The sequence below is a fragment of the Microbacterium shimangi genome, from assembly GCF_043556445.1.
Taxonomy (GTDB): domain Bacteria; phylum Actinomycetota; class Actinomycetes; order Actinomycetales; family Microbacteriaceae; genus Microbacterium.
The window spans coordinates 692810-719422 of the sequence record NZ_JBIGII010000004.1; the positions used below are offsets into that span (position 1 = coordinate 692810).

General features: G+C 67.1%; 30 protein-coding genes and 4 tRNA genes. 21 read left to right on the plus strand and 13 right to left on the minus strand.

Features of this window, described 5'->3' with window-relative positions:
* Positions 1-12 precede the first annotated feature (12 nt).
* Positions 13-1236 (plus strand): alpha/beta hydrolase family protein, encoded by a 1224-nt coding sequence (locus ACFXQA_RS10230; protein ID WP_394519719.1) that lies wholly within the window; start codon positions 13-15, stop codon positions 1234-1236.
* Here the strand turns inward: ACFXQA_RS10230 and ACFXQA_RS10235 are convergent.
* Genes ACFXQA_RS10235 through ACFXQA_RS10245 form a run of 3 tightly spaced genes read right to left on the minus strand, consistent with a single transcriptional unit; the run spans position 1205 to position 3295 of the window.
* Positions 1205-1915: a dihydrofolate reductase family protein gene (locus ACFXQA_RS10235; protein WP_394519720.1), complete on the minus strand. Its 711-nt coding sequence runs from the start codon at positions 1913-1915 to the stop codon at positions 1205-1207. The two genes, ACFXQA_RS10230 and ACFXQA_RS10235, sit on opposite strands and share 32 nt — an antisense overlap.
* A gap of 2 nt (positions 1916-1917) precedes the next feature.
* The gene (locus ACFXQA_RS10240) at positions 1918-2355 is read right to left on the minus strand and encodes a SufE family protein (RefSeq protein ID WP_394519721.1); all 438 of its coding nucleotides are present in this window, start codon (positions 2353-2355) and stop codon (positions 1918-1920) included.
* Between the two features lie 46 nt (positions 2356-2401).
* Complete coding sequence (locus ACFXQA_RS10245) at positions 2402-3295, minus strand: sulfurtransferase (RefSeq protein ID WP_394519722.1); 894 nt, start codon at positions 3293-3295, stop codon at positions 2402-2404.
* A 121-nt stretch (positions 3296-3416) separates the two neighbouring features.
* Here ACFXQA_RS10245 and zapE point away from each other — a divergent pair, with 121 nt between their 5' ends.
* The 4 genes from zapE (at position 3417) to ACFXQA_RS10265 (ending at position 7131) form a co-directional block, all read left to right on the plus strand.
* A complete protein-coding gene (zapE, locus tag ACFXQA_RS10250) occupies positions 3417-4451 on the plus strand; it encodes a cell division protein ZapE (RefSeq protein WP_394519723.1) in 1035 nt (344 codons plus the stop codon).
* Positions 4452-4629: 178 nt separating this feature from the next.
* On the plus strand, positions 4630-5898 hold the full coding sequence (locus ACFXQA_RS10255) for an ammonium transporter (RefSeq protein ID WP_394519724.1): 1269 nt from the start codon (positions 4630-4632) through the stop codon (positions 5896-5898).
* 85 nt (positions 5899-5983) lie between these two features.
* Entirely contained in the window at positions 5984-6502 is a 519-nt protein-coding gene (locus ACFXQA_RS10260) for a type II toxin-antitoxin system PemK/MazF family toxin (protein WP_394519725.1), read from the plus strand.
* Between the two features lie 65 nt (positions 6503-6567).
* Positions 6568-7131: an NYN domain-containing protein gene (locus ACFXQA_RS10265; RefSeq protein WP_394519726.1), complete on the plus strand. Its 564-nt coding sequence runs from the start codon at positions 6568-6570 to the stop codon at positions 7129-7131.
* A gap of 57 nt (positions 7132-7188) precedes the next feature.
* On the opposite strand, the gene ACFXQA_RS10270 is transcribed toward ACFXQA_RS10265, so the two are convergent.
* A tRNA-Val gene (locus tag ACFXQA_RS10270) sits at positions 7189-7264 on the minus strand.
* Positions 7265-7411: 147 nt separating this feature from the next.
* On the opposite strand from ACFXQA_RS10270, the gene ACFXQA_RS10275 reads away from it, so the two are divergent.
* The 3 genes from ACFXQA_RS10275 to ACFXQA_RS10285 all read left to right on the plus strand — a co-directional run bounded on the left by ACFXQA_RS10275 (position 7412) and on the right by ACFXQA_RS10285 (position 7724).
* Positions 7412-7483: transfer RNA gene (locus ACFXQA_RS10275), tRNA-Gly, on the plus strand.
* A gap of 67 nt (positions 7484-7550) precedes the next feature.
* A tRNA-Cys gene (locus tag ACFXQA_RS10280) sits at positions 7551-7624 on the plus strand.
* 28 nt (positions 7625-7652) lie between these two features.
* A tRNA-Val gene (locus ACFXQA_RS10285) sits at positions 7653-7724 on the plus strand.
* A gap of 242 nt (positions 7725-7966) precedes the next feature.
* On the opposite strand, the gene ACFXQA_RS10290 is transcribed toward ACFXQA_RS10285, so the two are convergent.
* Positions 7967-8545: a hypothetical protein gene (locus tag ACFXQA_RS10290; RefSeq protein WP_394519727.1), complete on the minus strand. Its 579-nt coding sequence runs from the start codon at positions 8543-8545 to the stop codon at positions 7967-7969.
* Between the two features lie 362 nt (positions 8546-8907).
* On the minus strand, positions 8908-9537 hold the full coding sequence (locus ACFXQA_RS10295) for a CGNR zinc finger domain-containing protein (protein WP_394519728.1): 630 nt from the start codon (positions 9535-9537) through the stop codon (positions 8908-8910).
* A 62-nt stretch (positions 9538-9599) separates the two neighbouring features.
* On the opposite strand from ACFXQA_RS10295, the gene ACFXQA_RS10300 reads away from it, so the two are divergent.
* The 3 genes from ACFXQA_RS10300 (at position 9600) to ACFXQA_RS10310 (ending at position 12226) form a co-directional block, all read left to right on the plus strand.
* Positions 9600-10874, plus strand: coding sequence for an MFS transporter (locus tag ACFXQA_RS10300; protein ID WP_394519729.1), 1275 nt, complete (start codon positions 9600-9602; stop codon positions 10872-10874).
* Positions 10875-11090: 216 nt separating this feature from the next.
* Complete coding sequence (locus ACFXQA_RS10305; RefSeq protein WP_394519730.1) at positions 11091-11306, plus strand: hypothetical protein; 216 nt, start codon at positions 11091-11093, stop codon at positions 11304-11306.
* A 44-nt stretch (positions 11307-11350) separates the two neighbouring features.
* Entirely contained in the window at positions 11351-12226 is an 876-nt protein-coding gene (locus ACFXQA_RS10310; RefSeq protein ID WP_394519731.1) for an LLM class flavin-dependent oxidoreductase, read from the plus strand.
* A gap of 83 nt (positions 12227-12309) precedes the next feature.
* Here ACFXQA_RS10310 and ACFXQA_RS10315 read toward each other — a convergent pair whose 3' ends face one another.
* Genes ACFXQA_RS10315 through ACFXQA_RS10335 form a run of 5 tightly spaced genes read right to left on the minus strand, consistent with a single transcriptional unit; the run spans position 12310 to position 15435 of the window.
* Positions 12310-13266, minus strand: coding sequence for an Rv0361 family membrane protein (locus ACFXQA_RS10315; RefSeq protein ID WP_481825244.1), 957 nt, complete (start codon positions 13264-13266; stop codon positions 12310-12312).
* Positions 13263-14027, minus strand: coding sequence for a hypothetical protein (locus ACFXQA_RS10320; protein ID WP_394519733.1), 765 nt, complete (start codon positions 14025-14027; stop codon positions 13263-13265). Before ACFXQA_RS10320 ends, ACFXQA_RS10315 begins: the two co-directional genes overlap by 4 nt.
* 46 nt (positions 14028-14073) lie before the next feature.
* Positions 14074-14388, minus strand: coding sequence for a hypothetical protein (locus ACFXQA_RS10325; RefSeq protein ID WP_394519734.1), 315 nt, complete (start codon positions 14386-14388; stop codon positions 14074-14076).
* Between the two features lie 14 nt (positions 14389-14402).
* Positions 14403-15119: a hypothetical protein gene (locus ACFXQA_RS10330; RefSeq protein WP_394519735.1), complete on the minus strand. Its 717-nt coding sequence runs from the start codon at positions 15117-15119 to the stop codon at positions 14403-14405.
* Between the two features lie 25 nt (positions 15120-15144).
* A complete protein-coding gene (locus tag ACFXQA_RS10335) occupies positions 15145-15435 on the minus strand; it encodes a WXG100 family type VII secretion target (RefSeq protein ID WP_394519736.1) in 291 nt (96 codons plus the stop codon).
* A 271-nt stretch (positions 15436-15706) separates the two neighbouring features.
* Between ACFXQA_RS10335 and ACFXQA_RS10340 the strand changes: the two genes are divergently transcribed.
* Positions 15707-16216 carry a hypothetical protein gene (locus ACFXQA_RS10340; protein ID WP_394519737.1) on the plus strand — a complete coding sequence of 170 codons (510 nt, stop codon included), beginning with the start codon at positions 15707-15709 and terminating at the stop codon, positions 16214-16216.
* Between the two features lie 58 nt (positions 16217-16274).
* Here ACFXQA_RS10340 and ACFXQA_RS10345 read toward each other — a convergent pair whose 3' ends face one another.
* Entirely contained in the window at positions 16275-17444 is a 1170-nt protein-coding gene (locus ACFXQA_RS10345; RefSeq protein WP_394519738.1) for an SLC13 family permease, read from the minus strand.
* A 70-nt stretch (positions 17445-17514) separates the two neighbouring features.
* Between ACFXQA_RS10345 and thrS the strand changes: the two genes are divergently transcribed.
* Together thrS and ACFXQA_RS10355 are read left to right on the plus strand one after the other, a co-directional pair.
* Positions 17515-19521, plus strand: a complete 2007-nt coding sequence (gene thrS / locus ACFXQA_RS10350; RefSeq protein ID WP_394519739.1) for a threonine--tRNA ligase — start codon at positions 17515-17517, stop codon at positions 19519-19521.
* The gene (locus ACFXQA_RS10355; RefSeq protein WP_394519740.1) at positions 19518-20066 is read left to right on the plus strand and encodes an HIT family protein; all 549 of its coding nucleotides are present in this window, start codon (positions 19518-19520) and stop codon (positions 20064-20066) included. The genes thrS and ACFXQA_RS10355 overlap by 4 nt, the downstream gene beginning before the upstream one ends.
* Positions 20067-20099: 33 nt before the next feature.
* Here the strand turns inward: ACFXQA_RS10355 and pdxY are convergent, their stop codons facing one another.
* Complete coding sequence (pdxY, locus tag ACFXQA_RS10360; protein WP_394519741.1) at positions 20100-20951, minus strand: pyridoxal kinase PdxY; 852 nt, start codon at positions 20949-20951, stop codon at positions 20100-20102.
* Between the two features lie 71 nt (positions 20952-21022).
* On the opposite strand from pdxY, the gene pdxS reads away from it, so the two are divergent.
* The 7 genes from pdxS to ruvB all read left to right on the plus strand — a co-directional run bounded on the left by pdxS (position 21023) and on the right by ruvB (position 26566).
* Complete coding sequence (gene pdxS, locus ACFXQA_RS10365) at positions 21023-21937, plus strand: pyridoxal 5'-phosphate synthase lyase subunit PdxS (RefSeq protein ID WP_394519742.1); 915 nt, start codon at positions 21023-21025, stop codon at positions 21935-21937.
* 3 nt (positions 21938-21940) lie between these two features.
* Entirely contained in the window at positions 21941-22537 is a 597-nt protein-coding gene (gene pdxT, locus ACFXQA_RS10370; protein WP_394519743.1) for a pyridoxal 5'-phosphate synthase glutaminase subunit PdxT, read from the plus strand.
* A 79-nt stretch (positions 22538-22616) separates the two neighbouring features.
* Positions 22617-23375: a YebC/PmpR family DNA-binding transcriptional regulator gene (locus ACFXQA_RS10375; RefSeq protein WP_394519744.1), complete on the plus strand. Its 759-nt coding sequence runs from the start codon at positions 22617-22619 to the stop codon at positions 23373-23375.
* 49 nt (positions 23376-23424) lie between these two features.
* On the plus strand, positions 23425-23994 hold the full coding sequence (ruvC, locus tag ACFXQA_RS10380) for a crossover junction endodeoxyribonuclease RuvC (RefSeq protein ID WP_394519745.1): 570 nt from the start codon (positions 23425-23427) through the stop codon (positions 23992-23994).
* Positions 23995-24046: 52 nt separating this feature from the next.
* Positions 24047-24862, plus strand: coding sequence for a hypothetical protein (locus ACFXQA_RS10385; RefSeq protein WP_394519746.1), 816 nt, complete (start codon positions 24047-24049; stop codon positions 24860-24862).
* 68 nt (positions 24863-24930) lie between these two features.
* The gene (gene ruvA, locus ACFXQA_RS10390; protein WP_394519747.1) at positions 24931-25551 is read left to right on the plus strand and encodes a Holliday junction branch migration protein RuvA; all 621 of its coding nucleotides are present in this window, start codon (positions 24931-24933) and stop codon (positions 25549-25551) included.
* Positions 25544-26566, plus strand: a complete 1023-nt coding sequence (ruvB, locus tag ACFXQA_RS10395) for a Holliday junction branch migration DNA helicase RuvB (protein WP_394519748.1) — start codon at positions 25544-25546, stop codon at positions 26564-26566. The genes ruvA and ruvB overlap by 8 nt, the downstream gene beginning before the upstream one ends.
* Positions 26567-26613: the final 47 nt, after the last annotated feature.

The following is a 26613-nucleotide window of genomic DNA, read 5'->3' on the forward strand; positions in this document are numbered from 1 at the left end:
AGTGAGGCCTCGATGAACGGGTCCAGGCGCGCCGCGGCCAACGGCGGCTCTCCATTCCACGTCGGTGCGCTCGGCGCAGCGATCGGTCTCGCAGCGATCGTCGGAGCAACCGTCACCACGGTGGTCGGCGCTATCGCGGTCAGCATGGCTCGTCGCGTGGTCACTCCCGCGGCGCGATCGACCGACACCCGCATCGTCGATCTCGACACGGCCGCTCAGACGGTCACGCTCGCGCGCACTCCCGACACCGAGCTGCCCGGTCGATACGGCCTGTTCACGACGGGCTCGAAGGCCTACGTGAAGCTGGGGCCCGTGCTGTCGTCCGACGAGGCGTCGGTCACGCGCAAGCTCTTGACCCACGTCGGGGCGGGGGAGCAACTGGCCCCTGATGCGGCGTTCAGCGGCTGGTACTTCGATCGCCCCGAAGACCTCCACATACCCTTCCGCAGCGAGCTGATCGGCAGTTCCGTCGGGCCGTGCCCCGCCTGGGTGTTTCCGGCAGAGCACGAGACCGACATCTGGGTCGTTCAGGTGCACGGCCGTGGAAGCACACGTTCGGAGCCGCTACGGGCGGTGCCGGTCTTCCGCAAGCTCGGGATCACGTCGATCCTGGTCTCCTACCGCAATGACGGTGAGGCCCCGCGAAGCCGGGCGGGGACGTATGCCCTCGGTGCGACCGAATGGCGTGACGTCGACGCCGCGATCGGCTACGCCCGTCGCGCCGGCGCACGTCGGGTCATCGTGATGGGGTGGTCGATGGGCGGGGCGGTCGCCCTGCAGGTCGAGCTGTCGTCGCCGCACCAAGAGCTCCTCGTCGGCATGATCCTCGAATCGCCGGTCATCGACTGGCGGGTCGTGCTCGATTACCAGGCACGGATGCTTCACCTGCCGAAGCAGGTCACTCAGCTGGCGATCGGCGCGCTCGGGTCGGACTGGGCCTCACCCGTGACGGGCACCGGACAGGCGATTCCCTTCGATCGGCTCGACGGCGTCGCCCGCGCGGCGGAGTTGAAGCGCCCGATCCTCATCCTCCACAGCGATGACGACGGATTCGTGCCCTCCGATGCTTCGCACGCGCTGGCGGAGGCTCGACCCGACCTCGTCGAGCTCGACGCTTTCGCGGTGGCCCGCCACACCAAGCTGTGGAACTACGACCAGGACCGCTGGACGCGCACCATCACCGATTGGTTGCGCCGTCACGGCCTCACGAACGAGAACGCAGCCGAAGGTAGCTGAAGGCCGCGTCGTCGACGAGCATTCCCGCCGGTTCGGTGTGGGGAGAAGCGCCCGCGGGGAGCGGCAGGAATGAACGCGCGGCGGGCTCCAGCACCGGAGCGACAGTGACGCAGTACTCGTCGATCACCCCCGCCGAGGCGAACCGGCCGGCAAGGGTCGGACCCCCTTCGCACACGAGGCGCCGCAACCCGAGCGCGGCGAGTTGCGCGATGATCTCTGCCGGCTCGAGATCATCGCCCCCCGGCACCGGCACGATCTGGGCCGCGGGAAGGGCTGCACGTGCGCGCACCTCGTCGGCGCGGTCAGCGGGGCACACCAGAAGAAGCGACGCGCCCCCGTCGTCGAAGCGGTGACCGCTGAGGTCACCGGTCACTGTCACGACCGCGAGCCGGGCGGCCCGGGGGAGGAGATACCCCTCCGCGCGCACGGTCGCGGCGCCAACGACCACGACATCTGCCGCCGCGCGGATGACGCCGAGAATCTGGCGGTCGACGCGGCTCGAAAGGGTTTCGCTCGTCCCGTCGGTACCGGCGGCCGCCCCGGTCACCGTCGTGATCATGTTCAGCCGCACATACGCGGGCTCGCTTCGGGCGTACACCGAGGCGAGCCATGCGCGCCCCTCGTCGGTCGTGGGATCGTGCGACACCCCGGTCGCCGGGAGCACCTCCGAAACACGCACGATCAGGCGCTCTTGGCTCGTACCTGACGCTTCGCCCTCATGAGCATTCCGGTCATACCGGCGATCCGCAGCGGACTGACCGCGCGCATGAGGCCGATGCTCTGCGGGTAGTCGTCGGGCACCGCCAGCACCTCTTCGGCGGTGAGCCCGGTGAGGCCCTGCACGAGAATGCTGGCGAAACCGCGTGTCGTCGGAGCCTCGGCGGGTGCCGTCGCGTGCATCGCGACACGGCCCTCCCCGTCGACATCGACGACGATGTACACCGGCGATTGGCACTCGGCGACCCGCTCGCACATCTCCGGGTGCCCGTCGTACTCGGGCGGCACCGCGGGAAGGTCCTGTGAGAACTCCAAGAGCAGCTGCAGGCGTTCCGGCTCGGCGAGCTCGAGGAACTCCTCGCGGATTTCACGCAGAGCGTCGGGAAGAAGGGTCTCGGTCACCCTCGATATTCTCCCACGCCTGCCGCCCGCCGGCCGGTGTTCGGCTTCAGCGCACGCCGGGCTCGGTGCCCGCGACGATCGGAACGCGCACCGCGCTGCCCCACTCGGTCCACGACCCGTCGTAGTTGCGGACGTCGTCGAACCCCAGCAGATGCTTCAACACGAACCAGGTGTGGCTCGACCGCTCACCGATCCGGCAGTAGGCGACGATGGGCTCGCCGTCGGCGAGACCCGCGCCCTCGCGGTAGATCGCGTCGAGTTCGGCGCGCGATTTGAAACCGCCGTCTTCTGCCACGGCCTTCGCCCACGGCACGTTCTGCGCGGTGGGGATGTGGCCGGCTCGCAGCGCGCCCTCGTCGGGGTACGCCGGTGCGGTGGTGCGCTCGCCCGAGTACTCCTCGGGGGAGCGCACGTCGATGAGCGGGTGACCCAGGTGCGCGAGCACGTCGTCCTTGTATGCGCGGATCTTGCTGTCGTCGCGCTCGACGACGGGGTACTCGGTCGCCGTGATGTCCGAAGCATCCGTCGTGAGGGGCCGGCCTTCACCGATCCACTTGTCGCGCCCCCCGTCGAGGAGTCGGACGTCTTCGTGCCCGAAGAGGGAGAAGACCCACAGGGCGTAGGCGGCCCACCAGTTGTTCTTATCGCCGTAGATGACGACGGTGTCCTCGCGCGAGATGCCCTTGCGGCTGAGCAGCTCGGCGAAGCCCGCGCCGTCGACGTAGTCGCGGACCACGGGGTCGTTGAGTTCGGTGTGCCAGTCGACCTTCACCGCACCGGGGATGTGGCCGGTCTCGTAGAGCAGCACGTCTTCGTCCGACTCGACGACGACGAGCCCGGGCTGTCCGAGTCGCTCCTGGAGCCACTCGCCGGTGACGAGGCGCCCCGGTTCGGAGTACTCGGCGAACTTGGCGGACGTGGTGTCGAACTCGATGGTCAACGCGGGCTCCTCGGGTCGGGACGGCAGAGCGACGGCGTAGGGTGGACACCGCCCTGTCGACCCTAAGCGGGCCGGGGCACGCGTGCACCCGATGCGTAAGACTGCGACACAGGATGGCCGAATGACCGCCGCACCCGCCACCACCGGAATCGTCCGCCTCATCGAGCGCGATCCCTCGGTATCGGGCGCCGAAATGGTCGCGTCGCTCGTGCCACCGCCCCAGTTCGACGACGCCACCTTCGACTCGTACCGGGCCGACCCGGCGTATCCCTCCCAGGAGGATGCGAAGGAGCGGCTCACCGCCTTCGCGCTCCCCGCAGCATCCGCTGCTCGAGGCGGCTTCTTCCGTCGGGCGAAGAAGGAGCCCGAGACGAAACCGGGCGTCTACCTCGACGGCGGGTTCGGCGTCGGCAAGACGCACCTGCTCGCGGCGATCTTCCACGCGATGCCCGCACGCCGGAAATACTTCGGGTCGTTCATCGAGTACACGGCGCTCGTCGGGGCGACCGGTTACCAGAAGACCGTCGAGCTGTTCCGCGGGGCCGATCTGCTGTGCATCGACGAGTTCGAGCTCGACGATCCCGGCGACACGATGGTGATGACCCGACTACTCGGCGAACTGGTGGCCTCGGGCACCCGGTTGGCCGCGACCTCGAACACACCGCCGAACGCCCTGGGAGAAGGACGCTTCGCCGCGCAGGACTTCCTTCGCGAGATCCATGCCATGTCGGCGAGCTTCGAGACGCTCCGCATCGACGGCACCGACTACCGTCAGCGAGCGGTCGACGGTGAAGCGAGGGTGTTGACGGATGCGGAGTACGCCGAGGCGGTGTCGACCGCTTCCCGCGTCGGCGTCGCATCCGACGACGGATTCGACGACCTCGTCGCCCACCTGGCACGCATCCACCCGTCTCGGTTCATCCGCCTCATCGAGGGCGTCGACGCGATCGGCCTGCGGGGCGTCCACACCCTCGTCGACCAGTCCGCCGCACTGCGGCTCGTGGCCTTCGTCGACCGTGCCTACGACGCGCAGATCCCGATCCACGCCACCGGCACCACGCTCAGCGCCGTCTTCGGCGACGAGATGCTGCTCGGCGGGTACCGCAAGAAGTATCTGCGCGCCGTGTCGCGTCTGGTGGCGCTCACCCAGGCGTGACGCCAGTTATCCGAGTGCTTTCGTTGCGACCTCGCGGCGGCACGAAACACGATGTTTACCTCGCAGTGCCCGACGTAACGTGACTGAAACACGACTCGGGGGGCGTCGGTAACGGGCGGTGACGACACTGGGGGGACCCGACGCTACACCTGCGTCCCTGCAGAGAGGTTCCTTCGAGATGGATCAAGGCAACACAGCATTCATCCTGATATGCGCGGCACTCGTCCTTCTGATGACGCCTGGGCTCGCATTCTTCTACGGCGGCCTGGTCAAGGCGAAGAGCGTCATCAGCATGATGATGATGAGCTTCGGCGCGCTGGGTCTGATCGGTGTCCTCTGGGTTCTCTACGGGTACGCCATCGCGTTCCCCGCCGCCGAGGGCCTCGTCGCACCGTGGGCGATCAACTTCGATGACCTCGGGCTGATGACCTCCATGGTCACGCCCGAAGACGCGGCTTACCCGCCCCTCGCCTTCGTCGCCTTCCAGGCGACCTTCGCCATCATCACCGTCGCCCTCGTCTCGGGCGCCATCGCAGACCGGGCCAAGTTCGGCTCGTGGATGATCTTCGCCGGCATCTGGGCGACCGTCGTCTACTTCCCCGTCGCGAGCTGGGTCTTCAACTTCGGCCTCGCCGAAGAGGGCGGCTTCGCCTACGGCGGCTGGGTCACCTACGGCCTGCAGGAGTGGCTCGGCGTCGGCGCGATCGACTTCGCCGGTGGTACCGCGGTGCACATCAACGCCGGTGCGGCGGCGCTCGCGCTCGCCCTGGTGCTCGGCAAGCGCGTCGGCTTCCAGAAGGGCGTTCACGTTCCCCACAACCCGCCGTTCGTGCTCCTCGGCGCCGGCCTGCTGTGGTTCGGCTGGTTCGGCTTCAACGCGGGCTCCGAGCTCGCCGCTGACGGCACAGCCGCCCTCGCGTTCGTCAACACGATCGCCGCTCCCGCAGCCGCTCTGCTCGCGTGGCTGATCGTCGAGAAGATCAAAGACGGCAAGCCGACCTCCGTCGGTGCCGCTTCGGGAGCCGTCGCCGGTCTCGTCGCCATCACCCCGGCCTGCGGCTCGCTCGACCCGATCTGGGCCGTCGTCCTCGGCCTCGTCGCCGGTGCCGTGTGCGCCCTGGCGATCGAGCTGAAGTTCAAGCTCGGCTTCGACGACTCGCTCGACGTCGTGGGCATCCACCTCGTCGGTGGTCTCATCGGAACGCTGTACCTCGGCTTCTTCGCCCGCGACACCGGCCTGTTCATGGGTGGCGACGGAACGCAGCTGCTCGCACAGGCGATCGCTGCCTTCGCGGTGCTCATCTACTCGTTCACCATCGCCTACCTGATCGGTCTCGCAATCGAGAAGACGATCGGCTTCCGCGTGAAGAACGAAGACGAGATCGCCGGCATCGACACCATCGTGCACGGCGAAGAGGGCTACGTCCTCGCCGACGGCAAGGCCTGACCTCCACGCAGTGATCTGAGAGGCGCCGCGGGTTTCGACCCGCGGCGCCTTTCTCGTGCCCGGCGCCGACCCGTAGGGTGACGGCGTGAGTCTTCTCCGCCGTTTCGGTTCTGCCATCGCACGCGCCCTGCGCCCCTCTCCGCCGCCGGCCCGGGTGGAGCCCGGTTCCGACGGTCCGGGCCGCAGCGGTCGGACGGCGACGACAGCCGTGTCGGCTCCTTCTGCGCGAAGCCTCACCATGGCCTACGCGCCCATGCGCGACGGTGACCCCGATGCCGGCGAGATCGTCTGGACCTGGGTTCCGTACGCAGAGAACGACGGCCGCGGCAAAGATCGCCCCGTGCTCGTCATCGCACGTCAGAGCACCGACCGGGTGTATGCACTGCGGTTGACCAGCACGGCGCACGACCGCGATTCGGACTTCGTTGCGATCGGAACGGGGGAGTGGGATGCGCGCCACCGGCCGTCTTGGGTCGATGTGTCGCAGGTGTACAGCGTGCACGACAAGGGCCTGCGTCGTGAAGCGTCTGCCCTCGATCGCCGGGCGTTCACCCGGGTAGCGAGCGTCCTCGCCTCACGTTACGGATGGTCGAGTCCGTCCTAAGCTCGGCGCCGCCGTGCCACCCGTAGGATCAGCGGAGGGCTCCACGGCCCGCCAGGGGGAGACAAATGAGCGGTGACAGCGGCCGGACGACCTGGGTGCTCGTCGATGGCGAGAACATCGATGCGACCCTGGGTACATCGATCTTGAACCGTCGCCCGCAGCCCGACGAGAGGCCTCGGTGGGATCGCCTCGTCTCGTTCGCAGCCCGCACGTGGTCGCAGAACGCACGCGGGATGTTCTTCCTCAATGCCTCCTCGGGCATCCCCATGTCGTTCGTACAGGCGCTGAAAGCGATGGACTTCGTCGTCGTCCCGCTCTCGGGTGACGCCGACCAGAAAGTCGTCGACATCGCGATCCTGAAGACCTTGCGGGCTCTCCGCGCCCGCGACGCAGACGTGATGCTGGTGAGCCACGACGGCGACTTCCTGGAAGATCTCTCCGCCCTCATCGAAGAGGGTCGACGCGTCGGGCTCGCGGCCTTCTCGGAGTTCCGCAACTCCGATTTCAACGGGATCGCGCACCTCGAACGGTTCGATCTGGAATACGACGCGCGCGTCTTCGATGCGCCGTTGCCTCGCATCCGCGTCATCCCGATCGGCGAGTTCGACCCGAACGCGTTCCTGGGCTGAACTTCGGTCATTCGGAATCAGTCGGGGCCGTCTGGGTCGCGGTGTCGGACGAATATGTGGTGGGCGATGCGGGACTTGAACCCACGACCTCTTCCGTGTGAAGGAAGCGCGCTACCAACTGCGCCAATCGCCCTGATACCCCTGAGGGCATCATCGATCGTACCGGATCGAGGGGGTCGCGACGGACGCACGCAGGGTCGACACGCGGAGCTCGGCTCAGTTTGTTGACGCGCTCAGGATGAGCTAAAGTCGTACGAGTGCCCGGGGCAACCAGGGACATGCGGATGTGGCGCAGTGGTAGCGCATAACCTTGCCAAGGTTAGGGTCGCGAGTTCGAATCTCGTCATCCGCTCGAGTGAAGTGGTTATCTTTCGGAGAAATCCGGAGGGCAGCTGCAACATGTGGGTCGAACCACACATGGTGGCGTGGCCGAGCGGCTAGGCACCGGCCTGCAAAGCCGTTTACACGGGTTCGAATCCCGTCGCCACCTCCACTCCCGGTCCCGACCGGCAGCAGTACTCGGGCGATTGGCGCAGCGGTAGCGCGCTTCCCTGACACGGAAGAGGTCACTGGTTCGATCCCAGTATCGCCCACAGAACGAAACCCTCGGCTTACCGGGGGTTTTCTGCGTTCCTGGGGATTGCAGTCGCGGTCGCGTGGGATACACGTGGGAGATCCCTCAACCGACGAACGGGCCGCCGGCTGATCAGCCACGTTGGTCGCTGACCTCCAGCCGCTTCGCGGCTTCGCGGAGGCATCTCAGATGCTATTGGCGGTAGAGAATCGCATACCGGACAGCAGGAACGTCATTCGGCAGTGACACCTGCCGAATGTGTCAGCCCGGTGAGGGGATTCCGAGTGCCTGTCGGTACAGACTCGGGTTGTGGCGTGTCACGCGCGAGACGATCAGGGTGGCGGCGTTCAATCGCTCGGCAAAATGGCCGGCGTACGGCAGCTGAATGACCGTCGTCAGCCCGGTTCGCCACGCCGGCACCAGGGCATCGAGACAGAGGCGCTCCGGTCGCTCCGCAAGCGGTAGGGAATGGTCGTCGCGCAAGCTCTCGGACCAACTGTTGAAAGCGTCACGATCGGTCCCCTCCGCCCAGAACGCCGACGGCATCGTAGAGAAAGCTTGTGCGAGCCGGTCATCGGGCAGCTCGCGAAGTAGGCGGGCAGTCTCCTCGTCTGGTTCGCGCACTATGCGATCAAGCGGCTCGAATCGCGTCAAGGCGCGAGACCACTCGCGGTGCCACCGTGCTGCCGCTTCTGCCGGATCGATCGCCGCCGGTCGCTGTGATGTGCCTTTCGCCGGGACCGGATCTACGTTGGGAAGTTCGGCGAGGTCCAGGCGCCATCCATACCGAACGAAGAGGAGATAAATGAGTTCGTACGGCGCATCGACAGCGATCTGCATGTCGTGCGGCCAAGGGTTTCCCGGTATCGGCTCTTCGCTACGCATCTCCGGCCTCTCCGTTGTCCACCAAGTCTCATTTGATTCTCTCGCCAACGGCGACCGGCACAGAGAGGCACAACGGCGAGGAGTGCGAACCCGCCGCCTCGTGCGATCCGTCGCGTCTGAGGATCGGCTTGTGCCCACGGCTCACGGCGCGAACGCGGAGTAGGCAGCGCTGAGCTGTCGAACTCGGACGGTCGTTCGTACAGCGATCGGCAACGAGGAAATTCGTGCCGTAAGTGCCGCCGCGCTGCTCGGCACTCCCAGCACGGTGACCTTCATCGGCTTCCTCCCCGTCAATATCGCGTACTGACCCGCCGCTCTCACTCCGATAGAGACGTCTGGCGAACCCGCTCATTGTGACGTCGCACCCGATTGCGGTTGCCGCAGTCGGTGGCTACACACCAGCGGCGGTTGCTGCGGGGTGAGGTGTCGACGAACACCCAACCGCATTCTTCGTCGGCGCATTGGCCGAGCGCCCTGGGGTCAGTCTGGGTGAGAAGGTCGACAGCCGCGAGGGCAAGGCGACGGCGGGGCAGGGACAGGTCGATATCGAAGTGCCATTGTCGCGGCGCATTCTCGTCAGCGGAGCACAGCTCGAGCCGTCCTGCGGCGATCGCCTCGGCGTACTCGGAAGTAACAAGTTCGGCGCCCGGCTGCTCAGGCTGGTACGCCGCGACGTACAGCCCCTCTCGCAGCGTGCGCACTTGAGTGAGCTCCCTCGCGGCGAGCTCCGGGTCGGCTTGGGCGAGACCTTCCAGGTGCGCTACCGCTCGGTCATCCACGAATCCGAACTGGGAGGACCACGCGAGGAGATCGCTGAACTCTTCGAGCCGGTCATCCCACCGGTCGGCGCTCAGTCGCCAGTGAACGGTGTTCACCGCGTCGAGGGCAGGGTGCCCGGCGATGGACGAGAAAGGGTGTCGAGCCCCATCACCCCGTGCGCCGGCCATGTTCTGATCCTAATGGACGATTGCGGGTGAAGGCGTTAGTGGAATGTGCGAAGCTGTAACGCATGAGACGGCAATCACGCATTATCCCTCTATGGAAGGGGGACTTTCGTCGCTTCTGGCTGGCACAGGCGACGTCGCTGACGGGTGAGCAGATTCGCGAGCTGGCGGTACCCCTCGTCGCGATCACCGTGCTCGGCGCCTCGGCCGCCGACCTGGGGTTGATCGGGCTCGCTCAGTGGCTCCCCTTCCTCTTGCTCGCCCTGCCGCTCGGGGTGCTGGCCGATCGGCGTCGCCGGCGGGGCCTCATTGTGCTGAGCCAGTGGTCACGCGCTGCGCTCATGCTCGGGGTGGTCGTGACGGCTCTGCTCGGCGGCCTCAGCCTGCCGTTGCTACTCGTGCTCGTGACTGCCCTCGGCGCCTTCGCCGTGCTGTACGAGGTCTGCTATCAATCGGTCGTGCCATCGCTTGTACCCACGAGAGCGCTGGAAGGCGCCAACTCGCGGCTACAGGCCACCGCATCGGGCGTCGAAATAGGGGGCCCCGGCATCGCGGGCCTTCTGGCCCAATGGCTCGGAGCGCCCATCACTCTGCTCGCGAGCACCATCGGATTCGCGGTGTCCGGCATCGCAACAACGACCATCCGCACCCCAGAACAAGCACCCGATCCGCCGCACCGCACCGACGGCACCCGCGGCGGATTCATGAGTGATCTGCGCGACGGCATCACCTACGTGCTGCGCGACGGGTACCTCGTCGCGAACGTCGGATTCTCCGCGCTCTACAACCCTTTCTCCCAGTGGATCGTCGTGCTCTTCACGCTCCACAGCATCCGAGAACTCGGGCTCAACGCCGGCCAGATCGGGCTGGTGTTCTCACTCGGGGCCACCGGGGCGCTTGCGGCCGCGGCGCTGACTCCTGCCCTCACGCGCCGGTTCCGCGCCGGCCACCTCCTCCTCGCGTGCGCCGTCGTGGAGTGCAGTGTGCTCTGCGTCATTCCGCTGGTAGACGCGGCCTGGGGTACGCCGGCCATCATCGCTGTGCTCGCGGGCGTGTGGGCACTGAACGGGGCCGGGACAGGGGTGTCCAGCGTGTTACTCGTCACGATCCGGCAGCTCCGCACTCCGCACGGGTTGCTCGGCCGCGTGAACGCGTCAATGCGAACTGTCACCTACGGGACCATCTCACTCGGCGCGCTCGCGGGCGGGCTCGCTGGCGAATGGCTAGGCACCCGCGCAGCCCTCGGACTGGGCGCGGGGTTATGTCTCGTGACCATCGCGTGGGTCGCGCTGTCACCACTCGCTCGGATCCGGCATATCAACGACCTGGCGCTGCCCTAAGGCGAAGCTAGACCCCTACACTCCACCCGCCCGGCTAACCATCCCCCGACGGGCTGACATCATGGGGCTCTAAGCCTGCCGGCCGGCCTCTCGACCGTGCTTTGCGTTGAACTCCGCGATTCGTTTCGAACGAGTCCTAGTGTCATCCGTTCATTCCGCGCTGTTCTGACGGTCACCCGTGGGCGCGTCTGGTTGTGCGACTACTCGCAGCTCACCATGGCCGCCCAGTACGCGGACGAGTCGGCTGTGGAGTCCTACACCCCGTGGATCGACCTGGCGAACGGACGGTATCTTGTCACCATCGAAGAAGCCGAAACCCCGCCGCACGAAGCCCCCGGTGTCTGTTTACGTCTCGAGCCCATGACGGCGGACGGTCATGTCGCAGACCCGCTCGGCACGCTCGTTCCCTGGTTCGACGAAGACGAGGCCTGAACCGCCGCGCGGATCGCGTCGGCGACCGAAACTACACTCGGATCATGCGACACGGCATCGTCATCCTTCCGCAAGAACCCTGGATCACGGCCCGACGCAAATGGCAGTCGGCCGAGGGCCTCGGCTTCGATCACGCCTGGACCTACGACCACCTGTCGTGGCGTTCCCTTGCCGACCAGCCGTGGCACGCGACCGTTCCCACCCTGACTGCGGCGGCCGTGGTGACCGAGACCATCCGCCTGGGTACCTTCGTCGCTTCGCCGAACTTCCGACACCCCGTGCCGTTCGCGAAGGAGATCGCCACCCTCGACGACATCGCCGGCGGTCGCTTCCTGCTCGGTGTCGGTTCGGGAGGGACGGGGTTCGACGCATCGGTACTGGGCCAGCCCCCTTTCTCGCCGCGGGAGCGCCACGAACGTTTCGTCGAGTTCGTCGCGGCGCTCGACGAGCTGCTGAAGCACGAGGTTCCGGGTTCTGACGGCATCGACATCGAGGGCTCGTGGTTCACGGCACACCGCGCCCGCATGGTGGGGGAGCCGGCACAGCGACCTCGGGTGCCCCTGATCCTCGCGGCGAACGGCCCGAAGGGATTGGCCCTCGTCGCCGAGCGTGCGCAGGGGTGGGTGACGACGGGCCCGGAGGGCCGAACGGGCGAGGAGTGGTGGGCTTCGGTGACCGCACTCGCCCAGCGCCTCGACGACGCGCTCGAGGCGGAAGGACGGGATCCGCAATCCATCGACCGCTACCTGTCGCTCGACTCGGGCGGGTACTTCTCGCTCGACAGTGTCGCGCTGTTCGACGAGATGGTCGGGCGAGCCGAAGCCCTCGGCTTCACCGACGTAATCTCGCACTGGCCGCGGGCCGAGGGGATTTACGCGGGGGATCAGGACGTGCTGTACGAGGTCGCCGCGCAGTTCTAGAGCGATCGGTCAAGACTCCCGAAGCAAGGAACGACCCCCGAGAGCTCTCGGGGGTCGTTCCTCACGGGGTAGGTGCCCGGCAGTCAGCCTGTCGGGCCGAGCTCGAACGTGAGGGTGCCGTCGGCTTCCGCTCCGAGCACGCCCGTGTACCGGAACTCGGACGTCTCCGCCGAGCCGCCACGGGTGACGTCGATAGACCCCGTGCCGGTCTCGAACAGCCATCGCTCCCCGTCTTCGCTCCACACGCGGTCGATCACCGCGAAGTCGCCGGTCGCGCGGGCGTCCTCCGCGGCCGTGGCACCTTTGAGACCGGAAGGGCAGTCGGGCCCGACGAGACCCGACGCGAGGCAATCGTTCATCATCTCCTTCAGCGGACCGACCGCTGCCGCTTGAACGGTGACCAGCTCGAGCTCTGAAACGGCGGGGATCGCCGCGGGGTCGATATCGAGACCGGTCACCGCGGCGTCGGGCACGCGATAGAGGAAGTGCTCGGTCCGGTCGAGGACACCGGAGGGATCGACGACGGTGATCCGGTAGTTGCCGGGCCACGCCAGAATCGACGCCGCCGCATCTTGAACCGGTACCCGGCAGTCGTCATCGATGACGATCTCGGCAACCACGGGGGCGTCGAATCCCACCTCGAGGCGGAAGCTGTCGGGAAGGACGACGCGCCACTGTCCGTCTGCCCGCTCCATCTCGAACTGCTCGACCTGCTCGGCGGGGTTGCGATAGGCAACCTCGGCAGTTGCGTTGTCGCCATCGACCTGGATGCTGCGGACCTCCGGTGCAGCGATCGAGGTCGAGCTCGAACCGTCCTCCGTCATGGCGTCACAGGCGAAATCCGCGGGCTGCGACGTCGTCATCTGCACGGCCGTCGCGAACTCACCTTCTGCGACCGACCGGAGGAAGGTCGTGAGGCTCGCTTCAGCGTCGCCTCCGTCGGATGGCGCCGGGCCAGGGGTGGCTGAGCATCCCGCAACGACAGCGGCGAGGACGATAGCCCCCAAAGCGGACAGCGCCAAACGCCGCCCGCGCATCATGAAAGGAGCTCGATCGTCGGCCACTGCCCCGCCACGCTGCCCGACAGATCAGCCAGCTGAATCTCGAGGGAGGCCATCTGATTCTTGGTTTCGGACCACGTAGTCGCGACCAGCTCGATGATCTCCTGAACGAAATCGATGAGGTTGCTCACGGTGTCCACGATCTCCGACACGATGTCGAGCCATTTGGTCGGATCCGCCGTCAGGAAGTTCGCCACACTGGTCGCCACGAGCTGCGCGTAATCGATGAACTTCATCGAGAGATCCACCCACAGGTCGATGATCTGCTGCCCATGAAGCGAAAGATGTTCCGCATACGACCCCGCGTAGTCGACGACGCCGCTGATCGCAGAAGCCTGCACCCCGGGCATGTCGCGGTACACGGCGCCCTCGGTACCCACCCATGACTCAGATGCGGGCAGCGACGACGATGAGGCATCCTGTAGGAAAACAAGCTGCCCGGACAGGTTCGACCTCACCGACAGCCACGACTCCGCGGCTTCCTTGAACCAGAACGGGTTTCCCGGTGAAGCGAGCTGGAGGAGCTGATCGCTGAGTTCGTCCCAGGTCTCCTTCATCTGGTCGACCGCGGCTCCGACCTTCTCTTTCGTTTCATCGTCAGCCATGCACCCCCAGTCGTAGTTGTTGAACTTCTCGATGCACGAGTTGATGCCGTCCGACATGTCGGTCTGCTTCGCGCTGATGTCTTCAACATTCTCGGCGAACTCTGCTTCGCCTACCTCTCCCGCTACGCCAGCCATAGAAGGGTGCTCCTCGAGTCAGATGTCGATGGGATGACGGAAATTGTCATTGGTTGGCGAGCCATTCCGCGTATTCGTCGCTCGCTAAATACTCCTTGCGGGTGTCTTCGAGCGCGACCGCGATGCTCTCGATCGCGCCATGCCCTCCCTTGAGGTAGGTCACCGTCGAGCCCGCGAGACGGTCGTACTGTTCCTTGAACCCGGCCGCGTACGAGATGCCATCCGTCACGCCGAACGGAACCGTTTCGACGCCGGCAGCTGCGGAGTGGGACGTCTCCACGTAGGCGTTGATCTCGCGCCACGTCTCGGCATCCTTGGTGAAATCGTCGAGAACGACGGAGAAGTCCAGATCATCGGCCACAGTGTTCTCCTCGGTCAGTTGGTGCGTCGGGGGTCGGAGTCCCGCTCGCGCAGAGCTGCGAGGGCGGGAAATTGCGCCTTGAGGCGTTCTTCGTCATCGGCGTCGCGCCGGCGGATCTCTTGGAGCACCGCCACGATCTCCCGTTCGATGTCACCGTCGGAGCGGAAAGTGAGCCCGTCCTTCTCCGACTCCAGCGCCACGAGCGTGGCTCGGCTTCGGACGACCCGGAAGATGCCCGCCGGGCTCTCGAAACGCTCGCGGCGCGCGAGGTCTTGCAGACCCTCCTTGTAAACCCGGTACTCGGCCCGCGCGGCAGCGGCGAGCGCGAACTTGGGGGCGAGATCATCCCATGAGGTGGGGACAGGGTTCCGCGCCCGGTACTCGCTGAGCGAGACCCGGGGGCGCGCCGTGGGACGCGCATGCGCATCGAGTTCTTCGGGGACCACCTGCTCGAACCACTTCGACGCCAGCCGCTCCGAAGCCTGCCCGGTCGCCTCGTTCAGCGCGCGCACGAGTTCGCGCGGTTCGATGAGGTCTTTCCAACGCGGGGTCAGCTTCACCGACGTCACGTCTCCGGACGACGTGATGCGCGCCGTCAACGCCCCCGTCGTGTCCGATCCCTCGAATTCTGCACCCGTCGGCCAGGCACTGCGCATCTCGTCGATCGAGTGCCGCACCCCGGCGAACCGGTCTGCGACCTCCGCCAGTCCATCAGTCGTGTTGCCGCTCATCGCGCCGCCTCCTCGTACCCGCGGGTCATTTCCAGATCTTCTGTCCGATGGTGCGGCTCGCATCGCGATAGCGGGCGTCGATGTCGGCGACACGACCGGAGTATTCATCCAGAATTCGCCCGAGCTCGTCGAGGCTGGCCGTCCAGTCGCGCTGCGCGCGGTCGTACGCATCGGAAGCGTCACCCGACCAGGCCGAACGCAGCTTCGACACGCGGTCATCGAGATCGCGGAGGGTTTCCGCGATCGAGCGGCTGGTCTGCGCGAGCGCTACCCGCAGGCCCTCGAGACCTTCGCCGGAAACACTGATTTCTGCCATCAGAGAAGCCTTCCCTCGCCTACGTGTGAGAACCGCGATCAGCTTAGAGGGGTCGGGCACTCCACCGTGAGACATCTGCGGGCTGTTGCGCAGACGCGGGTTCCATGCCAGTCTCGGCGCCTCACGGGTGCGGGAGCTGTCACTCTGGCGCGCAATATCCCATCACCGGCGGCAGCGCCAGATTCTCCTCCGCGGCACGCTGACTGACAGTCTGGTGTCGACGCTGCCGCGTCGTCGCAGTCCGTACTCCCACGAATGGAAACTCGCCGCCATGCGCAAGCCGCTCATCCCCACACTCGTCGTCCTCGCTTCGGCGGGGTTGCTGGCGCTCACCGGGTGCTCAGCGCCCGCCGAGCCCGCCGCCGATGAGCCCTCGACGTCGACCAGCCAGGCTCCTTCGCCCGCAGAGTCGTCGGCAGCACCCGAGCCCGCTGCCGGAGACCAGACCGTCGAAGAATCGTGCGCGGTCGCCCAGGAGGCGATGTCGTCGCTGCAGACAGAGATGACCGGTGCGCTCGAGAGCCTGGGCTCCGGCGACATCGCCAGCGTCATCCCGGCGCTCGAGTCGTTCGAGACGCAGCTGGGCGAGGCGGTCAGCCAGGTCTCGAACCCCGAGGTCGGAGCCGCGCTCTCGGCGTTCCAGACCGATTTCGCCTCGTTCAACGACATCATCGCCGCCGCGAAAGACGGAGGCATGGAGACCATCGATCAGACCGCCCTGCAGGCCGCAGCCGGCGAGCTGCAGACTTCGGCACAGGACGTGCAGGCGCTCTGCTCCTAGAGATGACGACGGAGGCGGGCGGTGCGGCTGAAGCTGCACCGCCCGTTTTCGTTCGCCCTCACGGGGCGGACTGGAGGGCCAGTGGTACCACCGCTGCGGCAACCGTCAGCGGCCCGATCAGGAACCCGAGCACGACGAAGCGGCGCCACGAGATCTCGATTCCCTGCGCGCGCAACCGGTCGTGCCACAGCAGCGTCGCGAGCGACGCCCACGGTGTCAGGAGCGGCCCGGCATTCACTCCGACGAGGAGCGCCGCGAGGCGGGTCGGCGAGCCCGCCGTGGACTCCAAGGCGAGGTAGGCGGGAAGGTTGTTGCCGACGTTGGCGGCCAACGCGCCGACCCCCGCGACCTGCCAGAGTGAGAGAAGGTCGTCTCCACCGCCGACGGCGGAAGCGAGCACCGCGCCGGATCCCATCGCTTCGAGTACCCCGACCGCGAGAAACAGCCCCGACGCGAAGACCACGAGCTGCCAGGGCACCATCGCGATCCGCAGCGTTCGGGGGGAGCGTCGCGAGAAGACCGCGATGAGGATGACCGCCGCCACGCCGGCGGGAAGCCACGGGGGCAGCCCGATCACGAGCGCCGGCAGGAGCAGTCCCGTCACGACGGCAGCGGTGACGAGGAGAGGCCGGTCGGCGACGCCCGGGGGCGGCGCCGCGTCGAACCGTGCGGGCACGCGAGGAAGGAGAACCACGGAGAGCACCGCGACAGAGACCAGCACGGCGACCAGCGCCGACGGCCCGACGAGTGCGAGGAAGGTCACCGGGTCGTGGGTGCCGAGAACATCCGCCGCGAGCAGATTCGTGAGATTGGACACCGGGAGAGCGAGCGAGGCGGTGTTCGCCAGCACGACCGTCACGAAGACGAACGGCACCGGGTCGAGGCGGTGCCGACGAGCCAGGGCGATCACCACGGGGGTCAGGAGCACCGCCGTCGTATCGAGCGAGAGGAACGCGGTGACGAAGACAGCGAGCAGGACCGTCAACACCCACAGCGCCCGGGCACGACCGCGGGCCAGGCGTGCCAGCGCGGCGGCGATCACATCGAACACCCCCGCAGCGGCCGCCAGTTCGGCGACCACCGTCACCGCGACGACGAACAGCAGGATCGGCCAGATCCGATCCGCAATGCGCAGAGCGTCGTCGACGGGCAGCACTCCGGCGACGAGTCCTGCACCCCCTGCTACGAGCAGCACCAGGCCGACGATCGCGAGCTTCACGGCATCCATCCTCCCTCCCCGCACGGAGTGTTCGCTCCGCGGAGATAGCCTGGATGCCGAGCCACTTTGGAGAATTCTCGTGACCGACGCCGCCCTTCCCTCAGACGTGATCTATCCCGTCGACGGATTCACCCTTTTTCCCGACCGCTCCGTCGTCGCCCTGCGCGTCAACGGCGAGCTGCGCGACCTGGCCACGAAGGTCGGCGAATCGGATGCTGTGGAGCCTGTCACCATCGACAGCCCCGATGGGTTGAACATCCTCCGCCACTCCGCCGCTCACGTTCTCGCGCAGGCGGTGCAGCGCATCAACCCGCAGGCGAACCTCGGGATCGGTCCGCCGATCACCGACGGCTTCTACTACGACTTCGGTGTCGACGAGCCCTTCACCCCCGAAAACCTCAAGGCCATCAAGAAAGAGATGGAGCGCATCGTCCGCGAAGGACAGCGCTTCGTCCGCCGCGTCGTCACCGACGAGGAAGCACGTGCCGAACTCGCGCACGAGCCGTTCAAGCTCGAACTGATCGGTCTCAAGGGCGGTAAGGAGACGGCCGAGGGTGCCAGCGTCGAGGTCGGCGCCGGCGAGCTGACGATCTACGACAACGTCAACCGCGACGGCGAAACGGTCTGGAAAGACCTCTGCCGGGGTCCGCACGTGCCGTCCACCCGCATGATCGGCAACGGCTGGTCACTCACCCGCATCGCGGGGGCGTACTGGCGCGGGAGCGAGAAGAACCCGCAGCTGCAGCGCATCTACGGCACCGCCTGGCCCACGAAAGACGAACTGCGCGCTTACGAGGAACGCCTCGCGGAGGCAGCGAAGCGCGACCACCGCAAGCTCGGCAAAGAGCTCGACCTGTTCTCGTTCCCCGAGGAGATCGGATCGGGTCTGTCGGTCTGGCATCCCCGGGGCGGCGTCGTGCGCCAGGAGATGGAGCAGCACGCTCTCCTCCGCCACCGCAAGGCCGGCTACACCTACGTGTACACCCCGCACATCTCGAAGGAAGATCTCTTCCTCACGTCGAACCACCTCGTCACCTACAAGGAGGGCATGTTCCCGCCCATCGTGATGGACGAGGAGCGCGACGCCGACGGGCACGTCACCAAGGAGGGCCAGGACTACTACCTGAAGCCCATGAACTGCCCGATGCACATCCTCATCTACAAGGAGCGTGCGCGGAGCTACCGCGATCTGCCCATGCGGCTCGCCGAGAACGGCACGGTCTACCGCAACGAGCTGTCGGGCGCGCTCCACGGGCTGACGCGTGTGCGCGGCTTCACCCAAGACGACTCGCACCTGTTCGTCACCCCTGACCAGCTCGAGGTCGAGACGACCCGCGTGCTCGAGTTCGTGATCTCGATGTTGCGCGACTTCGGGCTCGAGGACTTCGAACTCGAGCTCTCGATGCGCGACGACGAGAAGTCCAAGTGGATCGGCAGCGACGAGTTCTGGGAGTACTCCACGAACGCGCTCCGGAACGTCGCGCACTCGAGCGGACTGAAGGTGACCGAGGTGCCCGGCGAGGCTGCCTTCTACGGTCCGAAGATCGATCTGAAGACCAAGGACGCGATCGGCCGCACGTGGCAGCTCTCGACCGTGCAAGTCGACGTGAACCTCCCCGAGCGTTTCGAGCTCGAGTTCACCGACCGCGACGGTCAGAAGAAGCGCCCCATCATGATCCACCGTGCGCTGTTCGGCTCGATCGAACGGTTCTTCGCCATTTTGCTCGAGCACTATGCGGGCGCGTTCCCGGTGTGGCTGGCGCCGGTCCAGGTGATGGGCATCCCCGTGGCTGAGGAATACGCCGACTACCTCGGCGACATCATCGCGCGGTTGCGGGAAGACGGCGTGCGCGCCGAGCTCGACACCAGCGACGAGCGCATGCAGAAGAAGATCCGCACCCACACCACGCAGAAGGTGCCGCTGCAGCTGATCGCGGGGGAGCAGGACCGCGCGGGAGAAACGGTTTCGTTCCGTTTCCGCGACGGAACCCAGCTCAACGGCATCCCCGTCGACGAGGCGATCCGCCGAATCCGCTCGTCCATCGAGGCGAAGACCCTGGTCGACACGGCGGAAGACCTGCCGTGACCGATGGATCCGACGACGGGCTCGTCGCCGCATCCGATCTCGCGGGAGTTCCCGATGAGTTCCAGCGGCTATGGACCCCGCACCGGATGGCGTACATCCAGGCGGGACCCCAGCCGTTGCGCGACGAATGTCCGTTCGACGCTGCGCCGCTGAAATCCGACGAAGACGGGCTGATCGTCGCGCGAGGGAAGACCGCGTACGTGCTGCTGAATCTCTTCCCCTACAACTCCGGGCACCTGCTCGTGTGCCCGTACCGCCACATCTCGACCTACGATCTGGCGACCGCCGAAGAGGTGGACGAGATCGGCGCCCTGACGCAGACCGCGATGCGGGTGCTGCGAGAGGTGTCGAACTGCGACGGCTTCAACATCGGCATGAATCAGGGTGCCGTCGCCGGGGCCGGGGTCGACGGGCACCTGCACCAGCATGTCGTTCCGCGGTGGGCGACCGACGCCAACTTCTTTCCGATCATCGCGAAGACCAAGGCGTTGCCGCAGCTGCTCGGCGACGTCCGTGAGGCTGTCGCCGCTGCCTGGCCCGCCTGACGCCTCGCGCGCGTAGGGAAGCGGCTCGCGGGGTCAGCGAATCTGACGGACCGTGAACTGCAGTCGCGGGTGCGCGTAGAACTCCTGCGATTCGACCAGCTGGAGCTCGCGCTCACCGGACTGGTGGGTGCGCTCGAGCAGGTCGTAGACGCTCGAGGTCGTGCGGGCGAGCGCGTCGGCGGCGTCGCCGTTGCGGCGGTAGTGCGCCGTGAACAGCGCCGCGGTCACGTCTCCCGAGCCGTTGGCCTTCATCGGGAGAAGAGGCGTCTGCACGATCCACGCACCGCCGTCGTCGACCACGAGCATCTCGATCGTGCCCTCTTCACGGTCGGGCCGTTCGACGCTCGTGACCAGCACAGTCCGCGGGCCCGTGGCCCGCACCGCGTCGGCAGAGGCGAGCGTCTCGTCGAGGGTATGGGGGTCGGTCCCGGTGAGGTAGCCGAGCTCGAACTGGTTCGGGGTGATGATGTCGGCCACCGGCACGACGCGTTCGCGAAGCAGTTCGGGAATCGCGGGTGCGACGAAGCATCCGGACTTCGCGTTGCCCATCACGGGGTCGCACGCGTAGATCGCCGACGGGTTCGCGGCCTTGACCCGGGCGACCGCATCGATGATCACGTCGCCGATGCCCTCGCCGCCCTGGTAGCCCGAGAGCACGACGTCGATGGCGGGGAACACTCCGCGGTCTTCGATGCCGGTGATCACGTCGCGCACGTCGTCAGGGCTGATGAGCGGCCCGCGCCAGGCGCCGTAACCGGTGTGGTTCGAGAAGTTGACGGTGTAAACCGGGAGCACCTCGACGCCGATGCGTTGCAGGGGGAACACGGCCGCAGAGTTGCCGACGTGCCCGTACGCGACCGCCGACTGGATGGAGAGGATCTTCACGTATCGATCCTCCCACTGTGGTGAACTATCCGGCCGAACGGGTGCAGTCCAACGCAATACACTTGGCCGTCATGACCCTCAGCGACGCCCCCGAGACCCCCGCAGCATCCACCGGATCGAACCGGGTGAAGCGCGGACTCGCCGAAATGCTCAAGGGCGGCGTCATCATGGACGTCGTCACCGCCGACCAGGCGAAGATCGCCGAAGACGCCGGAGCGGTCGCCGTGATGGCGTTGGAGCGTGTCCCCGCCGACATCCGCGCACAGGGCGGCGTTGCTCGCATGAGCGACCCCGACCTGATCGACGCCATCATCGCGTCGGTATCGATCCCCGTGATGGCGAAAGCACGCATCGGGCACTTCGTCGAGGCTCAGGTGCTGCAGGAGCTCGGTGTCGACTACATCGACGAGTCCGAGGTGCTCTCTCCGGCCGATTACGTGAACCACATCGACAAGTGGGGTTTCACCGTCCCGTTCGTCTGCGGTGCCACGAACCTGGGCGAAGCTCTGCGCCGCGTCACCGAGGGCGCGGCGATGATCCGCTCCAAGGGCGAAGCCGGCACCGGCGACGTGTCGGAGGCCACCAAGCACATCCGCACGATCCAGGGCGAGATCAACGCGCTGCGCTCGCGCACGAAGGACGAGCTCTACGTCGCCGCGAAAGAGCTGCAGGCCCCGTACGAGCTCGTCGCCGAGATCGCAGACACCGGAAAGCTCCCCGTCGTGCTCTTCACCGCGGGCGGCGTTGCAACCCCGGCCGATGCCGCTCTCATGATGCAGCTGGGCGCCGACGGCGTCTTCGTCGGCTCGGGCATCTTCAAGTCGGGAAACCCCGCCGAGCGTGCCGCGGCGATCGTGAAGGCGACGACGTTCTTCGATGACCCCGGGGTGATCGCCGAGGCGTCTCGCGGGCTCGGCGAAGCGATGGTCGGCATCAACGTCGCCGACCTGGCTGCACCGCACCGGCTCGCCGAGCGCGGCTGGTAGCGGATGCCGGGGCACCCCCGCGTCGGAGTGCTCGCGCTGCAGGGCGATGTGCGCGAGCACCTCGCAATGCTGGCGCGGTTGGGGGCGGATGCTTCGACCGTCCGCCGACCGGAAGAGCTCGCCCGGGTCGACGGCCTCGTGCTTCCCGGTGGGGAGTCGAGCGCGATCGACAAACTCGCGCGCGCCTTCGGCATGCAGCATCCGATTCGCACCGCCATCGCCGACGGTCTGCCGATGTACGGAACCTGCGCCGGTTTGATCCTGCTGGCCGACCGCATCACCGGCGGGATCGAGGGGCAGGAGACCTTCGGCGGACTCGACGTCGTGGTGGCGCGTAACGCCTTCGGCGGACAGACGGAGTCGTTCGAGACGGAGCTCGACATCACGGTCTTCGACGGGGATCCGGTTCATGCCGCGTTCATCCGTGCTCCGATCGTCGTGTCGGTGGGGGAGCGGGCGCGAGCCATCGGTTCGCTCCCGGATGGCCGGGTCGTTGCGGTCGAACAGGACAACCTGCTCGGTACCGCTTTCCACCCAGAGGTCTCGGGCGAGGCTCGCTTTCACGAACGCTTCCTCGCGAAGGTGCGCGAACGCCGTTGACGCCCGCGCCCGCAGTGCAAACGGCGGTCTCCGCACGTTGCGCAAGATGACCGGCTGAGCGTTTCGTAGACTGGTGTTTATGTCCGGCCACTCCAAGTGGGCGACCACCAAGCACAAGAAGGCTGTCATCGACGGCCGTCGTGCGAAGTCGTTCGCCAAACTCATCAAGAACATCGAGGTCGCCGCAAAGATGGGCGGCGCTGACCTCGCAGGCAACCCGACCCTCTTCGACGCCATTCAGAAGGCGAAGAAGACTTCGGTCCCCAACGACAACATCGATCGCGCCGTCAAGCGAGGCGCGGGTATCGGTGGCGAGGCCGTCGAGTACATCTCGATCATGTACGAGGCCTACGGGCCCAACGGCGTGGCATTCATGGTCGAGTGTCTGACCGACAACAAGAACCGCGCCGCCGCGGAGGTGCGCACCGCGCTCACCCGCAACGGGTGCACCCTCGCCGATCCCGGCAGCGTCGCGTACAACTTCGGACGCAAGGGCGTCATCGTCGTCGCCGGCGACAGCGCGAGTGAAGACGACGTCATGTTGGCCGTGCTCGACGCGGGCGCCGAGGAGGTCGAACCCCACGGCGACGGCTTGGCGGTCATCACGGAAGCATCCGACCTGGTTCTGGTGCGCACGGCACTTCAGGAGGCTGGCATTGACTACGAGTCGGCCGACGTGGAGTTCGTCCCCTCTCTCAAAGTCGAGATCGATGCCGACACGGCGCGCAAGGTCTTCCGCATCATCGACGCCCTCGAGGACAGCGACGACGTGCAGAACGTCTTCAGCAACTTCGACCTCACCGCCGAGGTGCAGGCCGAGCTCGAGAACGACGAGTAGGTCCGCGCGCCTGAGCGGGTCGCGCCGACACCCCGCTTAGCGTGGTGCTGTGGCTTCCCGTTCGTTGCGCGTGCTCGGTATCGACCCCGGTCTGACCCGCTGCGGAGTGGGTGTCGTCGACGTCGCCCCCGATCGATCGGCGACGCTCGTGCACGTCGGCGTCATCCGATCGGCGCCCGACGAGCCGATCGAGCGCCGCCTCGCCATCATCGCCGCAGGAATCCGCGCGGTGCTCGCCGACCACCGACCCGCCGTCGTCGCCGTGGAGCGGGTGTTCGCCCAGAACAACCGCAGCACGGTGATGGGTACCGCACAAGCGAGCGGTATCGCCCTGCTTCTCGCCGCCGAAGCAGGTCTTCCGGCCGCCACGCACACCCCCAGCGAAGTGAAGGCCGCGGTCACCGGTTACGGTGCGGCCGACAAACTGCAGGTGCAGACGATGGTGGCCCGAGTGCTGCGGCTGGACGCCCTCCCGCAACCCGCCGACGCCGCTGATGCTCTCGCTCTGGCGCTCTGCCACGCGTGGCGCACGCCCGCCGCATCGGCGGCACGCCCCGCCGGCGCACTCACTCCCGCGCAGCGCGCGTGGGCCCAAGCCGAGCGAGCGGGCCGTCGGTGACGCCCCTTTCGCCCGTGCTTTCCGCAGATCCGCACCGATACGAGGTACTGATATGACGACTGCCTACGACCTCCTCTTCGCCACCGCCGACGAGAACACGGCGTCCTACCGGGTGGGCGGACCCCCCTCCGTCGATCGCCCCGCCACGGCTCCCTCGGGATGGATCGGCTCCCAGGGGCCGGCGATCGGGGAAGCCCGGTGGCCACGCGGTCCCCTCACGGGACTCCCGATGTTCCACATCCTCACGCTGCGACTTCCCGACGAGTGGCATGCGCACAACCTCGGCTTCCCGGCATTCGCCCTGTTCCAAGGCGAGGGACAGTTCGCGGAGGAAGGCGACGCCGACCCCGCCGACCCCTTCGTCGTTCAACTCGCGGCCAGCGCGCCGCATCCGACGCTGACTCTTCACGAAGACATCATCGGCGGCGCCTTCGCCCTCGTGCGTCTCGACGAGGCCGAATGGGCCGGCGGCCCTACCCCGCCGCCGGTCGACGTGCGACGCGAGGGGGAGCACGCACCCGACGACGAAGGCCCCAATGCCTGGGACGACCTGCACCCCACCGTCTCGGTGTGGCTGGCTGAGCGACCGGACCCCAACGCCGGTCTCGCGCCGGTGGAAGCCATCGGGGCAGCCGCCGAGGGACCATATCGGCAGCCGCTCGGACCCGATTACGTCTATGCCGACTGGGCACTCGCCATCTTCGATCGAGCCCATCTGGGCGGGACCGCCTTCCCCGTGCAAGGTGTCCCCGCGGGCCTCGGTCCCTGGTATCTCGAGATCCCCGAGCTGCCGGGGATGAACATCGGAGGAGACGGCATTCTCCAACTCGACCTGGCGGCGCCCTTGCTCGACTGGGCGTGCGGGTGACGCGGAGCACTGGCCTCCGGGGCGTGTCGTTCGAACAGATGTTCTGACGCGCCGGTTAGGATCGCAGGATGATCTCGTCCGTTCGCGGCACCGTGCGCCATCTCGACAGCGACACGGTGGTCGTCGAAGTCGGCGGTGTCGGTCTCTCGGTTTCGGTGCCCGTCGCGGTGAGCCGCCACGCGCACCTCGGCGAGGAGCTTCAGCTCCACACCAGCCTCATCGTCCGCGAAGATGCTCTCTCGCTCTACGGGTTCGAGAGTCGCGAAGAGCTCGCCGTCTTCACGCAGCTCATCGGGGTGACCGGGGTCGGCCCCAAGTCGGCGCTCGGTGTCCTCTCATCGCTCTCGGTGCACCAGATCGCCGAAGCGGTGACCTCCGACGACGACGCCCCCTTCCGCCGTGTCTCCGGCATCGGCCCGAAAACGGCGAAACTGATCGTCGTCCAGTTGGCCGGAAGGCTCACCGTTCCCATCGCCGGCGCCGCCACGGCAGCATCCGTCCCTCCCGGAGTTCCGTTGCAGGTCAAACAGGCTCTCATCGGCCTCGGATGGTCGGAGCGCACGGCCGTCGAAGCGGTGGCGATCACCGTCGAGGAGGCGACCGAGGCCGAGAAGGCCTCGGTGCAAGCGCTCCTGCGTCGCACCCTGACCGCTCTCGGACCCGCACGAAAAGAGACGACCGGTGGATGAGGTCCGCGACGTCGACACCCCGGTCGACGAGAGCGAACTCGCGATCGAAGGAGCCTTGCGACCGGCGTCGCTGGACGAGTTCGTCGGGCAGCACAAGGTGCGCGGTCAGCTCCAGTTGCTCCTGGACGCCGCGCGAATCCAGCAGCGGTCTCCCGATCACATTCTGTTCTCGGGGCCTCCGGGCCTGGGCAAGACCACCCTCGCGATGATCGTTGCCCACGAGACGGGCCGGCCGCTGCGCATGTCGAGCGGTCCTGCCATCCAGCACGCGGGTGACCTCGCCGCACTCCTGTCGAGCCTGACTCCGGGGGAGGTGCTCTTCATCGACGAGGTGCACCGCATGGCCCGCTCCGCCGAAGAGATGCTCTACCTCGCCATGGAGGACTTCCGCATCGACATCATGGTCGGCAAGGGCGCAGGGGCGACCAGCATCCCTCTCGAGCTCGCCCCTTTCACCCTCGTCGGCGCGACGACACGCTCGGGACTCCTGCCGAACCCGTTGCGCGACCGTTTCGGGTTCACAGCGCACCTGGAGTACTACGAACCCGAAGAGCTGGAGCTCGTGGTCGATCGCGCCGCCGCGATGCTCGACGTGACGCTCCCCGACGATGGGCGCGCCGAGATCGCTCGACGCTCGCGAGGGACACCCCGCATCGCGAACCGCCTTCTTCGCCGGGTGCGCGACTTCCAGGTGGTGCACGGCGAGCAGAAGGGCGTCGACGCGGTCCGCGCCGCGCTCGAGCTCTACGACGTCGACGAGATCGGTCTCGACCGGCTTGATCGTGCCGTCCTCGACGCGCTCGTCCGGCGCTTCCGGGGCGGCCCCGTCGGTCTCGGGACCCTGTCGGTGGCCGTGGGCGAGGAGGCTGAGACGATCGAATCGGTCGTCGAGCCCTACCTGGTGCGGATCGGTTTCATGGGACGCACTCCACGAGGCCGTGTCGCGACGCCGCCCGCGTACGCCCATCTCGGGGTGCCGCATGCGGACGGCGCCCTCAGATTCGATGACGTCTGAATGACCTATAATCGGCGGAGGCTTTCGCCGACATCTCTCTGAGGCAG

Excerpts from the sequence above, each read along its gene's own strand:
- ACFXQA_RS10230 (WP_394519719.1), top strand. The coding sequence starts at position 13 with ATGAACGGGTCCAGGCGCGCCGCGGCCAACGGCGGCTCTCCATTCCAC.
- zapE (WP_394519723.1), top strand. The coding sequence starts at position 3,417 with ATGACCGCCGCACCCGCCACCACCGGAATCGTCCGCCTCATCGAGCGC.
- ACFXQA_RS10255 (WP_394519724.1), top strand. The coding sequence starts at position 4,630 with ATGGATCAAGGCAACACAGCATTCATCCTGATATGCGCGGCACTCGTC.
- ACFXQA_RS10265 (WP_394519726.1), top strand. The coding sequence starts at position 6,568 with ATGAGCGGTGACAGCGGCCGGACGACCTGGGTGCTCGTCGATGGCGAG.
- ACFXQA_RS10290 (WP_394519727.1), bottom strand. The coding sequence starts at position 8,545 with ATGCAGATCGCTGTCGATGCGCCGTACGAACTCATTTATCTCCTCTTC.
- ACFXQA_RS10295 (WP_394519728.1), bottom strand. The coding sequence starts at position 9,537 with ATGGCCGGCGCACGGGGTGATGGGGCTCGACACCCTTTCTCGTCCATC.
- ACFXQA_RS10300 (WP_394519729.1), top strand. The coding sequence starts at position 9,600 with ATGAGACGGCAATCACGCATTATCCCTCTATGGAAGGGGGACTTTCGT.
- ACFXQA_RS10305 (WP_394519730.1), top strand. The coding sequence starts at position 11,091 with ATGGCCGCCCAGTACGCGGACGAGTCGGCTGTGGAGTCCTACACCCCG.
- ACFXQA_RS10310 (WP_394519731.1), top strand. The coding sequence starts at position 11,351 with ATGCGACACGGCATCGTCATCCTTCCGCAAGAACCCTGGATCACGGCC.
- ACFXQA_RS10315 (WP_481825244.1), bottom strand. The coding sequence starts at position 13,266 with ATGATGCGCGGGCGGCGTTTGGCGCTGTCCGCTTTGGGGGCTATCGTC.
- ACFXQA_RS10320 (WP_394519733.1), bottom strand. The coding sequence starts at position 14,027 with ATGGCTGGCGTAGCGGGAGAGGTAGGCGAAGCAGAGTTCGCCGAGAAT.
- ACFXQA_RS10330 (WP_394519735.1), bottom strand. The coding sequence starts at position 15,119 with ATGAGCGGCAACACGACTGATGGACTGGCGGAGGTCGCAGACCGGTTC.
- ACFXQA_RS10335 (WP_394519736.1), bottom strand. The coding sequence starts at position 15,435 with ATGGCAGAAATCAGTGTTTCCGGCGAAGGTCTCGAGGGCCTGCGGGTA.
- ACFXQA_RS10340 (WP_394519737.1), top strand. The coding sequence starts at position 15,707 with ATGCGCAAGCCGCTCATCCCCACACTCGTCGTCCTCGCTTCGGCGGGG.
- ACFXQA_RS10345 (WP_394519738.1), bottom strand. The coding sequence starts at position 17,444 with ATGGATGCCGTGAAGCTCGCGATCGTCGGCCTGGTGCTGCTCGTAGCA.
- pdxS (WP_394519742.1), top strand. The coding sequence starts at position 21,023 with ATGACCCTCAGCGACGCCCCCGAGACCCCCGCAGCATCCACCGGATCG.
- pdxT (WP_394519743.1), top strand. The coding sequence starts at position 21,941 with ATGCCGGGGCACCCCCGCGTCGGAGTGCTCGCGCTGCAGGGCGATGTG.
- ACFXQA_RS10375 (WP_394519744.1), top strand. The coding sequence starts at position 22,617 with ATGTCCGGCCACTCCAAGTGGGCGACCACCAAGCACAAGAAGGCTGTC.
- ACFXQA_RS10385 (WP_394519746.1), top strand. The coding sequence starts at position 24,047 with ATGACGACTGCCTACGACCTCCTCTTCGCCACCGCCGACGAGAACACG.
- ruvA (WP_394519747.1), top strand. The coding sequence starts at position 24,931 with ATGATCTCGTCCGTTCGCGGCACCGTGCGCCATCTCGACAGCGACACG.